A 13,239-nucleotide genomic window follows, 5' to 3' on the forward strand; every position below is an offset into this window, starting at 1 on the left:
GGTCTTCTGCCCTGTGAAGGGCTTACAGCGCGCGGGCAAGAGCCAGCTTCGCCTGGACGGCGGCTCGCTCGGCCTTGCGGCCCAGGCGAGCGGCCTTGACGAGGGCGTGGCCTCGCCGCAGTTCACGCGCCTCTCCCAGGCGCGCGGACATTTGCGCGCGTGCCAGGTCTTCGTAAAGCAAGTTCATCTGAGTGCTCCGTACTCGGTTGGTGTTCATGTCTGGTGGTTCTCCTGCTGGTCAGCGGGCTCCGGCGCCCATGGTCATCACGATCGTGTTCATAGCTGTCGCCCTTCGTCGTTGAAACGCTGGTTGGTGCTTCGGTGCTGGTCGGTCGATCAGGCGGCGTCCTTACGGGGCCGGCCACGGGGCCGCTTGCGGGGGATCACCTTCCCCTGCAGGAGCAGCTGGCCACCCCAGACGCCCCAGGGCTCACGCCGGTCGAGGGCGCCGGCGAGGCAGAGCGGCTGCACAGGGCAGGTCGCGCAGAGCGCCTTGGCGAACTCGACGTCGGCCGGGGACTCGGCGAACCACAGCTCGGGGTTGTTGGCCCGGCAGGGAAGCAGGTCCTCGTCGTAGCGGTTGGCGCGGTCGTGGAGAACGCCGAGAGTGGTCTCGACGGGCTCGACCACCGAGGGCTCGAGAGTGCTGGTCATATGTACACCTCCTTTGTGACTGATCGCGGGTTTTGAGAAACAGAAAGGCCGCGGATCCCGGGTTTCGGGTTCCGCGGCCTGGAGGCTGCTGTGACTACGTGGTTCTACGTAGCCGGACAGCTCCAGGCTCGAATCCCGAGGGACTTGACCTTGATGGCATCCGCCTGCGGGGACACGAGTCCCTCGACACGCGTGCCGTAACCGGCGCCCATAAAGGCACCGGCAGCCGGGGTGGCCCACTTCGGGCTCTGCCCGATCAGGGTGAACAGCGGGCTGGACAGCTCCGGGTGGCCGCACGCGGACATGGCGATGCCATTGATCGGCGTCTGGATCGTGTTGATCTTCACTGGGGCCACCTCCTTCGGGGCTGTCGGGCGCGCTCAACAGGCACGCGGGCTTTACTTGATGAAGGAACAGTAACCGGCCGGGCTGGTCGGCCGCAAACGATTAAACCGGTTGATTTCGAGGAATTTCTCTGAAGGGTTTCAGGCGTCGGCGGCGATCACGTCAAGGACTTCCGAGCCGTACGTCTCGACCTTGCCGCGGCCGATGCCGGCGATGCGCTGCAGATCCTGGAGCGTGCTGGGCTTCTGCTCGGCGATCTGCTCGAGCGTGGCGTCGGTGAAGACCACGAAGGCCGGCTTGCGGATCGCCTCGGCAGTCTCCTTGCGCCACTGCTTCAGCCGGCCGTAGAGCTCCTCGTCGTAGGGCGCGTCACAGCCCTCGTGGCGACCCATCCGCTTCTCCGTCGCCGAGCCGAGCGGACCGCCGCAGGCCTTGCACATCCGGGCCTTGCCGGAGCCGGGGCGCCGCGTCGGCGTGGTGGACCTCGCCGGTCGCAGCGGGTCGAGGAAGCGCGACGGCCGACGCCGCGCGGCCTGGCCGGGCTGGCGGGCGAGCGCCCAGGACAGGGTCAGGTCGACCCGCGCCCGGGTGAGGCCGACGTAGAGCAGTCGGCGCTCCTCCTCGATCTCGGCCGGGGTCGGCTCCTCACCGCGGAGGATGAACGGCATCGTGCCGTCCTGGAGGCCGACCAGGAAGACCGAGTCCCACTCCAGTCCCTTGGCGGCATGGAAGGTCGCCAGGGTCACTCCCGACGGCACCGGTGCGTGCTGCTCGGCCGCACGGCGGTCGAGCTCGGCGACGAGGCCGGCCAGGTCGCCGCCGGCCGCCGCGAAGGCGCGGGCCTGGTCGATCAACGCCTGCCACGACTCCCAGCGGTCACGGGTCTGACCGCGGCCGTCCGGCGGCTCCGAGGTCCAGCCCATCCCGGCCAGGATCCCGTGGACCGACTCCAGCAGCTCGTCGCCGATCACGGCGCCCTGGCCTCCGCGCGCGGCGCCCCGGATCCGGGTCACCGCCTCGCGGACCTCGGGCCGGTCGAAGAACCTGGCGGCGCCGCGTACGACATAGGGGATCCGGCGCGCGGTCAGGGCATCCTCGTAGGCCTCCGACTGGGCGTTGATCCGGAACAGGATGGCCATCTCGTTGTAGGGCTTGCCGGACTGGTGCAGGCGCAGGATCTCGGCGGCGACGCCCTCGGCCTCGGCGACCTCGTCGGGCTGCTCGACGTGCTCGACGGCGGGCCCGGCGTCACGCTGCGCCTGCAGCTGCACGCCCGCGCTGGGGGTGCCTTCCAGGATCTTGTTGGCAACCTTCACCACCTGCGGGGAGGATCGGTAGTTGCGGACCAGCTCCACCGAGGTGGCGCCGGGATGCTTCTTCGGGAAGTCGCGCAGGTAGGCCGCGTCGGCGCCGGCGAAGGTGTAGATCGTCTGGGCCGGGTCGCCGACGACGCAGATCTCGTTGCGCCCTCCCAGCCACAGGTCGAGCAGCGCCGACTGGAGCGGCGAGACGTCTTGGAACTCGTCGACGGTGAACCACTTGTATTGCCGCCTGACCTGCGCAGCGACCCGCTCGTCGTGCTCGAGGAGGCCGGCGGTCAGCAGCAGCACGTCCTCCATGTCCATGCGCGCCTGGGTGCGCTTGACGTCCTCGTAGGCGGCGTAGATGTGTCCCACCATCGAGGGGGTCAGGCCGCCGACCTCCCGGCCGCGTGCCTCGGCCGACTTCGGGTAGTCGTCGGGATGGACGTTGGAGACCTTCGACCACTCGATCTCCGAGGCGAGGTCGCGCGCCTGGGCCTGGTCGACGTTGATCCGCTGACGCTGGGCGGCCGCGCGGATGAGCGGGATCTTCGACTCGGTCAGGTTGGGCAGCTCGGTGCCGTAGACCTTGGGCCAGAAGAACCGCAGCTGCCGCAGCGCGGCCGAGTGGAACGTGCGCGCCTGGACCGCGCCGGCGCCCATGGCACGCAACCGCTGCCGCATCTCCCCCGCCGCGCGGGTGGTGAAGGTGACCGCGAGGACCTCCTGCGGCGCGTAGACGCCGGTGGCGACGCCGTAGGCGATCCGGTGGGTGATCGCCCTGGTCTTCCCCGTCCCGGCACCCGCCAGCACCCGGACCGGACCGCGCACCGCCTCCGCCACCCGGCGTTGCTCAGGGTCGAGGGCGGCGAGGAGGGACTCGGGGGTCATGGGCGGGAAGAACTCCTCGGGGTGGGAACGTTGTGCCTGCGGGTCAACACTATTGGCTCGCACCGACAGTTCTGATGAGGAGAGTCCCGATGAGTAGCTTCACCATGTACACCACGCCCTGGTGTGGATACTGCCAGCGGCTCAAGGGACAGCTCGGCCGGGAGGACATCACCTTCGACGAGGTCGACATCGAGCAGGTCCCCGAGGCCGCCCAGATCGTCGAGCAGGTCAACGACGGCAACCAGACCGTCCCCACGCTCGTCTACTCCGACGGCACCGCGATGACCAACCCGTCGATCGCTCAGGTCAAGGCGAAGCTCGCCGAGCTGGCCTGACCTCCTCGGGGTCACCACGATCCGGGCAGCTCGCCGCCGTACCACGCCTCGACCAGCGACCGGCTGATCGAGATCCCGCTGGGCAGCTTGATCTGACCGCTCTCCGCGACCGCGGCGAGCTCGGCCCGGGTGAACCAGCGTGCCTCGCGGATCTCGTCCTCGTCGACGTGGATGTCGGTCGACGACGCGCGCGCGAAGAAGCCGAGCATCAGGCTGGCCGGCAGCGGCCAGGGCTGGTTGCCGAAGTAGTCGACCTGCCCGACGCGTACGCCGACCTCCTCGGCGACCTCGCGACGGACCGCGTCCTCGAGCGACTCCCCCGGCTCGACGAAGCCGGCGAGCGTGGAGAAGTTGGGCGCGGGCCAGCGGGTGTGGTTGCCCAGCAGGCAGCGCTCCTCGGCGCTCCCGGGCTCTCCCGAGGTCACCAGCATGATCACCGCCGGGTCGGTGCGCGGGAAGGTCAGGTGGCCCTCCGCGCAGGCCAGCTCGTGGCCGGCCGCGCGCGGCTCCAGCGCGCCGCCGCACCGCGAGCAGAACCGGGTCGCCCGGTGCCACTCGGCCAGGCCGATCGCATGCATCAGAAAGCTGGTCTCGGTCGTGTCGGCGAGCATCGCCGGAAAGAGCCCGCGCAGGTCACGCCAGGACTCCCCCGCCTCCTCGCGGCCGGTGAGCACCGCGAACCTGGCTCCTTCGGCGGTGTCGCCGAGGAGCAGCCGGATCCCCTCCGGCGAGTCTGCCGGCGTACGCCACCTCACCCCGGTCTCGCCGGACGGCTCGACCCTGTTGCCGGCGACCACGAGGACCCTCGTGGTCTCGTCCGTCCAGGCCTTCTCGACCCAGCCGTCGTCGGCGCGCAGATGGCCGGAGCGGTCGTGGCCAGAACGGTCATGTACAGCCTGGGTGATTCTCAGATGGATGGGCAGCTTCGGGGAGTCCACCCGTCAGAGCCTATGAGGTGGGTATATGTTCCGCGGCGTGGATCGGTTATGGCGCATCGCCGCTGTCGTCTCCGTCGTGGTCGCGCTCGCGATCAACGTCTACATCGCCTGGGGCTCGAACCTCTCGTTCATGTACGACGAGATCGGCACCGTCATCCACGGACGCACCGTCCTCGGGCTGGACTCACCGCAACTCAACACCCCCGGCTACTACCCCGGCTGGGGCGTGCTGCTGGCGCCGTTGTGGCTGGTCACGTCCAACGTCTTCACCTTCTACCAGCTGGCGATCGTCGTCGGCCTGGCGATCAGCATGCTCACGATCTGGCCCCTGGCCCGGGTCGCCGAACGCCTCAGCGGCGTCACCCCCGCGCAGGGCGTGGTCGCCGGCGCCATCGTGACCGCGCTGCCGCCGCGTGCGATCCAGGCCGACTACATCCTGTCCGAGCGGCTGATCACGCTGCTCGTCGTGGTGGCGACGCTGGTCGCGTTCCGGCTCTGGGAGAGGCCGACCTACCGCGGCGTACTCCTGCTCAGCCTGCTCACCGGCCTCGCGCTCTTCTCTCACGCCCGGATGCAGGTCTTCGTGGCCGCGGTCGCGCTGTGGCTCATCTTCTTCCTCGTACGCAAGTGGCAGATCGCCCTCGTCGGGCTGGTCGCCACCGGCGTGCTCGCCGTCGTGGCCAACAAGGCCGCGCTCTGGTTCCACGCCCAGCTGGTGCCGTGGAAGTTCATCCAGGCACAGGGTTTCTTCGAGAAGGTCACGCAGGCCAACCCGCGGTTCTGGGTCAACACCTTCGCCGGTGAGGCCTGGACGCAGATGGTCGGCAGCTTCGGCGTCGTGGTCGTCGGGTTCGTCGTGGTGACCGCGATGTTCTGGAAGGAGCTCCGCTCTCGGCAGGTGGGGCCAGCAGGGTTCGTGCTGATCGCTGCCGGCTCGATGTACGTCCTGAGCTGCCTGAACTGGGGCAACGAGTACTCGCTGTTCACCATGGAGTGGCGGCGTTTCGACTACTGGATCTACGGGCGCTACATCGACCCGGTCTTCGCGGTCCTGGTGCTGGCCGGGGTGGGCGCGGCGATCCAGGCCGTACGCTCCCGCGCGGTCTTCGTCTGGACCTGGGTGATCGTCGCCGGGATCTCGCTGGTGACCATCCTCGTCGTCGCCCCCGACGCACCCACCTGGGCCTACACCACCCCCGCGCACATCCCGGGCGCGATCCCGTGGTGGTGGGCGCTTCCCGACGGCCAGTTCCCGCAGCCCGGTCCGATCCCGTCGTTCACCAACGACAACCGCTTCTGGCTGATCGCGACGCTGTGCGCCCTGGCGCCGCTGGCGATCTGGACCCTCCTCGCTGCCCTTCCGCTGCGCCGACTGGCCCCCGAGCTGGCCGGCCGGGCCCGTGCCGTGGTCGTCACCGCGCTCATCCTGGTCATCGGCACCACCGGCTCGGCCGTCGCCGACGTGGCCTCCGACAGGTTCCACGAACGCTTCGACCACGCCGGCCCGATCGTCGACGACCTACGCTCGATCCTCGCCGAACACCCCGACGCGGTCGTCGCCTACGACAAGAACTGCCCCCGCCGCCCCTCCGCGATGAACTCCGAGCGCAACTGGCTGATGTGGTGGATGCTTCCCACCATCGTCGAGCGCGAGTGGGAGTGGGGCGACGACATCGTCTTCTCGTGCCCTGAGGGAGAGCCCGCCTTCGTCACCGGCGCGGTGATGCTGCGGGAACGGCCCTTCCCTTACGCGACGGTCTGGATCATGCCTGGGGATCTGCTCGACTCGCTTCGGGAGTCTGGGGAACTGCCGGAGGTTGCTCGCACGGTGAAGTAGCGTTCGCTGATCGCGTCTTCTGCGTCAGTTTTGTTGCGCGGTCTGGCGTTGGCAGGCGACTGATCTTTCCTGCTGGTCTGGGCCGCCGACCCTGACCTCGAGTGTTTCTCGACCTGCCCCGGAGTCAAGGACGGCCTGCGGCCGCCGGCTTCGCCGGCCGCTTCGCGGTCCTTGACACCGGCCCGTCGCTGAGAATTTTTGGCTGGCTATCGGGTCGGCGGCAGGGGTCTGGCGCGGCGGTCTGGGTTGGGTGGGGCTTGGGATCGGTGGCGAACGAATTTTCGTTCGCGCCGAGAGGACTAGGTCGAATGGCGGGGTGAACGAAAATTCGTTCGTCCCCTGCGGGTGAATGAATTTTCGTTCGCGCCGGGGCATCCACCTCCCGAGGAGCGAGTGTCCCGCGGCCACTCTGGGGCCGCCGCCCCTGATAGCCAGCCAAATCTTTCTCGACATGGTCCGGTGTCAAGGACCGCGAAGCGGCCGGCGTAGCCGGCGGCCGCAGGCCGTCCTTGACTCCGGGGCAGGTCGAGAAACACTCGAGGTCAGGGTCGGCGGCCCAGACCAGCAGGAAAGATCAGTCGCCTGCCAACGCCAGACCGCGCAACAAAACTGACGCAGAAGACGCGATCAGCGAACGCTACTTCACCGTGCGAGCAACCTCCGGCAGTTCCCCAGACTCCCGAAGCGAGTCGAGCAGATCCCCAGGCATGATCCAGACCGTCGCGTAAGGGAAGGGCCGTTCCCGCAGCATCACCGCGCCGGTGACGAAGGCGGGCTCTCCCTCAGGGCACGAGAAGACGATGTCGTCGCCCCACTCCCACTCGCGCTCGACGATGGTGGGAAGCATCCACCACATCAGCCAGTTGCGCTCGGAGTTCATCGCGGAGGGGCGGCGGGGGCAGTTCTTGTCGTAGGCGACGACCGCGTCGGGGTGTTCGGCGAGGATCGAGCGTAGGTCGTCGACGATCGGGCCGGCGTGGTCGAAGCGTTCGTGGAACCTGTCGGAGGCCACGTCGGCGACGGCCGAGCCGGTGGTGCCGATGACCAGGATGAGCGCGGTGACGACCACGGCACGGGCCCGGCCGGCCAGCTCGGGGGCCAGTCGGCGCAGCGGAAGGGCAGCGAGGAGGGTCCAGATCGCCAGCGGCGCCAGGGCGCACAGCGTCGCGATCAGCCAGAAGCGGTTGTCGTTGGTGAACGACGGGATCGGACCGGGCTGCGGGAACTGGCCGTCGGGAAGCGCCCACCACCACGGGATCGCGCCCGGGATGTGCGCGGGGGTGGTGTAGGCCCAGGTGGGTGCGTCGGGGGCGACGACGAGGATGGTCACCAGCGAGATCCCGGCGACGATCACCCAGGTCCAGACGAAGACCGCGCGGGAGCGTACGGCCTGGATCGCCGCGCCCACCCCGGCCAGCACCAGGACCGCGAAGACCGGGTCGATGTAGCGCCCGTAGATCCAGTAGTCGAAACGCCGCCACTCCATGGTGAACAGCGAGTACTCGTTGCCCCAGTTCAGGCAGCTCAGGACGTACATCGAGCCGGCAGCGATCAGCACGAACCCTGCTGGCCCCACCTGCCGAGAGCGGAGCTCCTTCCAGAACATCGCGGTCACCACGACGAACCCGACGACCACGACGCCGAAGCTGCCGACCATCTGCGTCCAGGCCTCACCGGCGAAGGTGTTGACCCAGAACCGCGGGTTGGCCTGCGTGACCTTCTCGAAGAAACCCTGTGCCTGGATGAACTTCCACGGCACCAGCTGGGCGTGGAACCAGAGCGCGGCCTTGTTGGCCACGACGGCGAGCACGCCGGTGGCGACCAGCCCGACGAGGGCGATCTGCCACTTGCGTACGAGGAAGAAGATGAGCCACAGCGCGACCGCGGCCACGAAGACCTGCATCCGGGCGTGAGAGAAGAGCGCGAGGCCGGTGAGCAGGCTGAGCAGGAGTACGCCGCGGTAGGTCGGCCTCTCCCAGAGCCGGAACGCGACCAGCGTCGCCACCACGACGAGCAGCGTGATCAGCCGCTCGGACAGGATGTAGTCGGCCTGGATCGCACGCGGCGGCAGCGCGGTCACGATGGCGCCGGCGACCACGCCCTGCGCGGGGGTGACGCCGCTGAGGCGTTCGGCGACCCGGGCCAGGGGCCAGATCGTGAGCATGCTGATCGCCAGGCCGACGACGATCGCCAGCTGGTAGAAGGTGAAGACGTTGGACGTGACCAGCCACAACGGCGCCAGCAGCACGCCCCAGCCGGGGTAGTAGCCGGGGGTGTTGAGTTGCGGTGAGTCCAGCCCGAGGACGGTGCGTCCGTGGATGACGGTGCCGATCTCGTCGTACATGAACGAGAGGTTCGAGCCCCAGGCGATGTAGACGTTGATCGCGAGCGCGACCACGACGGAGACGACAGCGGCGATGCGCCATAACCGATCCACGCCGCGGAACATATACCCACCTCATAGGCTCTGACGGGTGGACTCCCCGAAGCTGCCCATCCATCTGAGAATCACCCAGGCTGTACATGACCGTTCTGGCCACGACCGCTCCGGCCATCTGCGCGCCGACGACGGCTGGGTCGAGAAGGCCTGGACGGACGAGACCACGAGGGTCCTCGTGGTCGCCGGCAACAGGGTCGAGCCGTCCGGCGAGACCGGGGTGAGGTGGCGTACGCCGGCAGACTCGCCGGAGGGGATCCGGCTGCTCCTCGGCGACACCGCCGAAGGAGCCAGGTTCGCGGTGCTCACCGGCCGCGAGGAGGCGGGGGAGTCCTGGCGTGACCTGCGCGGGCTCTTTCCGGCGATGCTCGCCGACACGACCGAGACCAGCTTTCTGATGCATGCGATCGGCCTGGCCGAGTGGCACCGGGCGACCCGGTTCTGCTCGCGGTGCGGCGGCGCGCTGGAGCCGCGCGCGGCCGGCCACGAGCTGGCCTGCGCGGAGGGCCACCTGACCTTCCCGCGCACCGACCCGGCGGTGATCATGCTGGTGACCTCGGGAGAGCCCGGGAGCGCCGAGGAGCGCTGCCTGCTGGGCAACCACACCCGCTGGCCCGCGCCCAACTTCTCCACGCTCGCCGGCTTCGTCGAGCCGGGGGAGTCGCTCGAGGACGCGGTCCGTCGCGAGGTCGCCGAGGAGGTCGGCGTACGCGTCGGGCAGGTCGACTACTTCGGCAACCAGCCCTGGCCGCTGCCGGCCAGCCTGATGCTCGGCTTCTTCGCGCGCGCGTCGTCGACCGACATCCACGTCGACGAGGACGAGATCCGCGAGGCACGCTGGTTCACCCGGGCCGAGCTCGCCGCGGTCGCGGAGAGCGGTCAGATCAAGCTGCCCAGCGGGATCTCGATCAGCCGGTCGCTGGTCGAGGCGTGGTACGGCGGCGAGCTGCCCGGATCGTGGTGACCCCGAGGAGGTCAGGCCAGCTCGGCGAGCTTCGCCTTGACCTGAGCGATCGACGGGTTGGTCATCGCGGTGCCGTCGGAGTAGACGAGCGTGGGGACGGTCTGGTTGCCGTCGTTGACCTGCTCGACGATCTGGGCGGCCTCGGGGACCTGCTCGATGTCGACCTCGTCGAAGGTGATGTCCTCCCGGCCGAGCTGTCCCTTGAGCCGCTGGCAGTATCCACACCAGGGCGTGGTGTACATGGTGAAGCTACTCATCGGGACTCTCCTCATCAGAACTGTCGGTGCGAGCCAATAGTGTTGACCCGCAGGCACAACGTTCCCACCCCGAGGAGTTCTTCCCGCCCATGACCCCCGAGTCCCTCCTCGCCGCCCTCGACCCTGAGCAACGCCGGGTGGCGGAGGCGGTGCGCGGTCCGGTCCGGGTGCTGGCGGGTGCCGGGACGGGGAAGACCAGGGCGATCACCCACCGGATCGCCTACGGCGTCGCCACCGGCGTCTACGCGCCGCAGGAGGTCCTCGCGGTCACCTTCACCACCCGCGCGGCGGGGGAGATGCGGCAGCGGTTGCGTGCCATGGGCGCCGGCGCGGTCCAGGCGCGCACGTTCCACTCGGCCGCGCTGCGGCAGCTGCGGTTCTTCTGGCCCAAGGTCTACGGCACCGAGCTGCCCAACCTGACCGAGTCGAAGATCCCGCTCATCCGCGCGGCCGCCCAGCGTCAGCGGATCAACGTCGACCAGGCCCAGGCGCGCGACCTCGCCTCGGAGATCGAGTGGTCGAAGGTCTCCAACGTCCATCCCGACGACTACCCGAAGTCGGCCGAGGCACGCGGCCGGGAGGTCGGCGGCCTGACCCCCTCGATGGTGGGACACATCTACGCCGCCTACGAGGACGTCAAGCGCACCCAGGCGCGCATGGACATGGAGGACGTGCTGCTGCTGACCGCCGGCCTCCTCGAGCACGACGAGCGGGTCGCTGCGCAGGTCAGGCGGCAATACAAGTGGTTCACCGTCGACGAGTTCCAAGACGTCTCGCCGCTCCAGTCGGCGCTGCTCGACCTGTGGCTGGGAGGGCGCAACGAGATCTGCGTCGTCGGCGACCCGGCCCAGACGATCTACACCTTCGCCGGCGCCGACGCGGCCTACCTGCGCGACTTCCCGAAGAAGCATCCCGGCGCCACCTCGGTGGAGCTGGTCCGCAACTACCGATCCTCCCCGCAGGTGGTGAAGGTTGCCAACAAGATCCTGGAAGGCACCCCCAGCGCGGGCGTGCAGCTGCAGGCGCAGCGTGACGCCGGGCCCGCCGTCGAGCACGTCGAGCAGCCCGACGAGGTCGCCGAGGCCGAGGGCGTCGCCGCCGAGATCCTGCGCCTGCACCAGTCCGGCAAGCCCTACAACGAGATGGCCATCCTGTTCCGGATCAACGCCCAGTCGGAGGCCTACGAGGATGCCCTGACCGCGCGCCGGATCCCCTATGTCGTACGCGGCGCCGCCAGGTTCTTCGACCGGCCCGAGGTCCGCGAGGCGGTGACCCGGATCCGGGGCGCCGCGCGCGGAGGCCAGGGCGCCGTGATCGGCGACGAGCTGCTGGAGTCGGTCCACGGGATCCTGGCCGGGATGGGCTGGACCTCGGAGCCGCCGGACGGCCGCGGTCAGACCCGTGACCGCTGGGAGTCGTGGCAGGCGTTGATCGACCAGGCCCGCGCCTTCGCGGCGGCCGGCGGCGACCTGGCCGGCCTCGTCGCCGAGCTCGACCGCCGTGCGGCCGAGCAGCACGCACCGGTGCCGTCGGGAGTGACCCTGGCGACCTTCCATGCCGCCAAGGGACTGGAGTGGGACTCGGTCTTCCTGGTCGGCCTCCAGGACGGCACGATGCCGTTCATCCTCCGCGGTGAGGAGCCGACCCCGGCCGAGATCGAGGAGGAGCGCCGACTGCTCTACGTCGGCCTCACCCGGGCGCGGGTCGACCTGACCCTGTCCTGGGCGCTCGCCCGCCAGCCCGGCCAGGCCGCGCGGCGTCGGCCGTCGCGCTTCCTCGACCCGCTGCGACCGGCGAGGTCCACCACGCCGACGCGGCGCCCCGGCTCCGGCAAGGCCCGGATGTGCAAGGCCTGCGGCGGTCCGCTCGGCTCGGCGACGGAGAAGCGGATGGGTCGCCACGAGGGCTGTGACGCGCCCTACGACGAGGAGCTCTACGGCCGGCTGAAGCAGTGGCGCAAGGAGACTGCCGAGGCGATCCGCAAGCCGGCCTTCGTGGTCTTCACCGACGCCACGCTCGAGCAGATCGCCGAGCAGAAGCCCAGCACGCTCCAGGATCTGCAGCGCATCGCCGGCATCGGCCGCGGCAAGGTCGAGACGTACGGCTCGGAAGTCCTTGACGTGATCGCCGCCGACGCCTGAAACCCTTCAGAGAAATTCCTCGAAATCAACCGGTTTAATCGTTTGCGGCCGACCAGCCCGGCCGGTTACTGTTCCTTCATCAAGTAAAGCCCGCGTGCCTGTTGAGCGCGCCCGACAGCCCCGAAGGAGGTGGCCCCAGTGAAGATCAACACGATCCAGACGCCGATCAATGGCATCGCCATGTCCGCGTGCGGCCACCCGGAGCTGTCCAGCCCGCTGTTCACCCTGATCGGGCAGAGCCCGAAGTGGGCCACCCCGGCTGCCGGTGCCTTTATGGGCGCCGGTTACGGCACGCGTGTCGAGGGACTCGTGTCCCCGCAGGCGGATGCCATCAAGGTCAAGTCCCTCGGGATTCGAGCCTGGAGCTGTCCGGCTACGTAGAACCACGTAGTCACAGCAGCCTCCAGGCCGCGGAACCCGAAACCCGGGATCCGCGGCCTTTCTGTTTCTCAAAACCCGCGATCAGTCACAAAGGAGGTGTACATATGACCAGCACTCTCGAGCCCTCGGTGGTCGAGCCCGTCGAGACCACTCTCGGCGTTCTCCACGACCGCGCCAACCGCTACGACGAGGACCTGCTTCCCTGCCGGGCCAACAACCCCGAGCTGTGGTTCGCCGAGTCCCCGGCCGACGTCGAGTTCGCCAAGGCGCTCTGCGCGACCTGCCCTGTGCAGCCGCTCTGCCTCGCCGGCGCCCTCGACCGGCGTGAGCCCTGGGGCGTCTGGGGTGGCCAGCTGCTCCTGCAGGGGAAGGTGATCCCCCGCAAGCGGCCCCGTGGCCGGCCCCGTAAGGACGCCGCCTGATCGACCGACCAGCACCGAAGCACCAACCAGCGTTTCAACGACGAAGGGCGACAGCTATGAACACGATCGTGATGACCATGGGCGCCGGAGCCCGCTGACCAGCAGGAGAACCACCAGACATGAACACCAACCGAGTACGGAGCACTCAGATGAACTTGCTTTACGAAGACCTGGCACGCGCGCAAATGTCCGCGCGCCTGGGAGAGGCGCGTGAACTGCGGCGAGGCCACGCCCTCGTCAAGGCCGCTCGCCTGGGCCGCAAGGCCGAGCGAGCCGCCGTCCAGGCGAAGCTGGCTCTTGCCCGCGCGCTGTAAGCCCTTCACAGGGCAGAAGACC

Annotated in this window: 14 protein-coding genes; 7 read left to right on the top strand and 7 right to left on the bottom strand. The window is 69.1% G+C overall.

Annotated features, from left to right (window positions below; translation table 11 throughout):
* Positions 1-22: 22 nt before the first annotated feature.
* From ACFVJS_RS19820 to ACFVJS_RS19835, 4 genes are all read right to left on the bottom strand, one after another.
* Complete coding sequence (locus ACFVJS_RS19820) at positions 23-187, bottom strand: hypothetical protein (protein WP_229788002.1); 165 nt, start codon at positions 185-187, stop codon at positions 23-25.
* A 149-nt stretch (positions 188-336) separates the two neighbouring features.
* Positions 337-654: a WhiB family transcriptional regulator gene (locus ACFVJS_RS19825; RefSeq protein ID WP_165113958.1), complete on the bottom strand. Its 318-nt coding sequence runs from the start codon at positions 652-654 to the stop codon at positions 337-339.
* A gap of 104 nt (positions 655-758) precedes the next feature.
* Positions 759-1,001 carry a hypothetical protein gene (locus tag ACFVJS_RS19830; protein ID WP_378883832.1) on the bottom strand — a complete coding sequence of 81 codons (243 nt, stop codon included), beginning with the start codon at positions 999-1,001 and terminating at the stop codon, positions 759-761.
* Positions 1,002-1,139: 138 nt separating this feature from the next.
* Positions 1,140-3,191: an ATP-dependent DNA helicase UvrD2 gene (locus ACFVJS_RS19835; protein ID WP_378883834.1), complete on the bottom strand. Its 2,052-nt coding sequence runs from the start codon at positions 3,189-3,191 to the stop codon at positions 1,140-1,142.
* An 89-nt stretch (positions 3,192-3,280) separates the two neighbouring features.
* On the opposite strand from ACFVJS_RS19835, the gene ACFVJS_RS19840 reads away from it, so the two are divergent.
* A complete protein-coding gene (locus ACFVJS_RS19840) occupies positions 3,281-3,526 on the top strand; it encodes a mycoredoxin (protein ID WP_378883837.1) in 246 nt (81 codons plus the stop codon).
* Positions 3,527-3,537: 11 nt separating this feature from the next.
* Here the strand turns inward: ACFVJS_RS19840 and nudC (ACFVJS_RS19845) are convergent, their stop codons facing one another.
* Positions 3,538-4,464 carry an NAD(+) diphosphatase gene (nudC, locus tag ACFVJS_RS19845; protein WP_378883839.1) on the bottom strand — a complete coding sequence of 309 codons (927 nt, stop codon included), beginning with the start codon at positions 4,462-4,464 and terminating at the stop codon, positions 3,538-3,540.
* A 25-nt stretch (positions 4,465-4,489) separates the two neighbouring features.
* Between nudC (ACFVJS_RS19845) and ACFVJS_RS19850 the strand changes: the two genes are divergently transcribed.
* Positions 4,490-6,301, top strand: a complete 1,812-nt coding sequence (locus ACFVJS_RS19850; RefSeq protein WP_378883842.1) for a hypothetical protein — start codon at positions 4,490-4,492, stop codon at positions 6,299-6,301.
* Positions 6,302-6,938: 637 nt separating this feature from the next.
* Here the strand turns inward: ACFVJS_RS19850 and ACFVJS_RS19855 are convergent.
* On the bottom strand, positions 6,939-8,750 hold the full coding sequence (locus ACFVJS_RS19855; RefSeq protein WP_378883842.1) for a hypothetical protein: 1,812 nt from the start codon (positions 8,748-8,750) through the stop codon (positions 6,939-6,941).
* 25 nt (positions 8,751-8,775) lie between these two features.
* Between ACFVJS_RS19855 and nudC (ACFVJS_RS19860) the strand changes: the two genes are divergently transcribed.
* Complete coding sequence (gene nudC, locus ACFVJS_RS19860) at positions 8,776-9,702, top strand: NAD(+) diphosphatase (protein ID WP_378883839.1); 927 nt, start codon at positions 8,776-8,778, stop codon at positions 9,700-9,702.
* Between the two features lie 11 nt (positions 9,703-9,713).
* Here the strand turns inward: nudC (ACFVJS_RS19860) and ACFVJS_RS19865 are convergent, their stop codons facing one another.
* The gene (locus tag ACFVJS_RS19865) at positions 9,714-9,959 is read right to left on the bottom strand and encodes a mycoredoxin (protein WP_378883837.1); all 246 of its coding nucleotides are present in this window, start codon (positions 9,957-9,959) and stop codon (positions 9,714-9,716) included.
* Positions 9,960-10,048: 89 nt separating this feature from the next.
* On the opposite strand from ACFVJS_RS19865, the gene ACFVJS_RS19870 reads away from it, so the two are divergent.
* The 4 genes from ACFVJS_RS19870 to ACFVJS_RS19885 all read left to right on the top strand — a co-directional run bounded on the left by ACFVJS_RS19870 (position 10,049) and on the right by ACFVJS_RS19885 (position 13,217).
* The gene (locus tag ACFVJS_RS19870) at positions 10,049-12,100 is read left to right on the top strand and encodes an ATP-dependent DNA helicase UvrD2 (RefSeq protein ID WP_378883834.1); all 2,052 of its coding nucleotides are present in this window, start codon (positions 10,049-10,051) and stop codon (positions 12,098-12,100) included.
* A 138-nt stretch (positions 12,101-12,238) separates the two neighbouring features.
* On the top strand, positions 12,239-12,481 hold the full coding sequence (locus ACFVJS_RS19875; protein ID WP_378883832.1) for a hypothetical protein: 243 nt from the start codon (positions 12,239-12,241) through the stop codon (positions 12,479-12,481).
* A 104-nt stretch (positions 12,482-12,585) separates the two neighbouring features.
* Positions 12,586-12,903 (top strand): WhiB family transcriptional regulator, encoded by a 318-nt coding sequence (locus tag ACFVJS_RS19880; protein WP_165113958.1) that lies wholly within the window; start codon positions 12,586-12,588, stop codon positions 12,901-12,903.
* 149 nt (positions 12,904-13,052) lie between these two features.
* Positions 13,053-13,217 (top strand): hypothetical protein, encoded by a 165-nt coding sequence (locus ACFVJS_RS19885; RefSeq protein WP_229788002.1) that lies wholly within the window; start codon positions 13,053-13,055, stop codon positions 13,215-13,217.
* Positions 13,218-13,239: the final 22 nt, after the last annotated feature.

The organism is Nocardioides sp. NPDC057772 (genome assembly GCF_042798075.1).
Taxonomy (GTDB): domain Bacteria; phylum Actinomycetota; class Actinomycetes; order Propionibacteriales; family Nocardioidaceae; genus Nocardioides.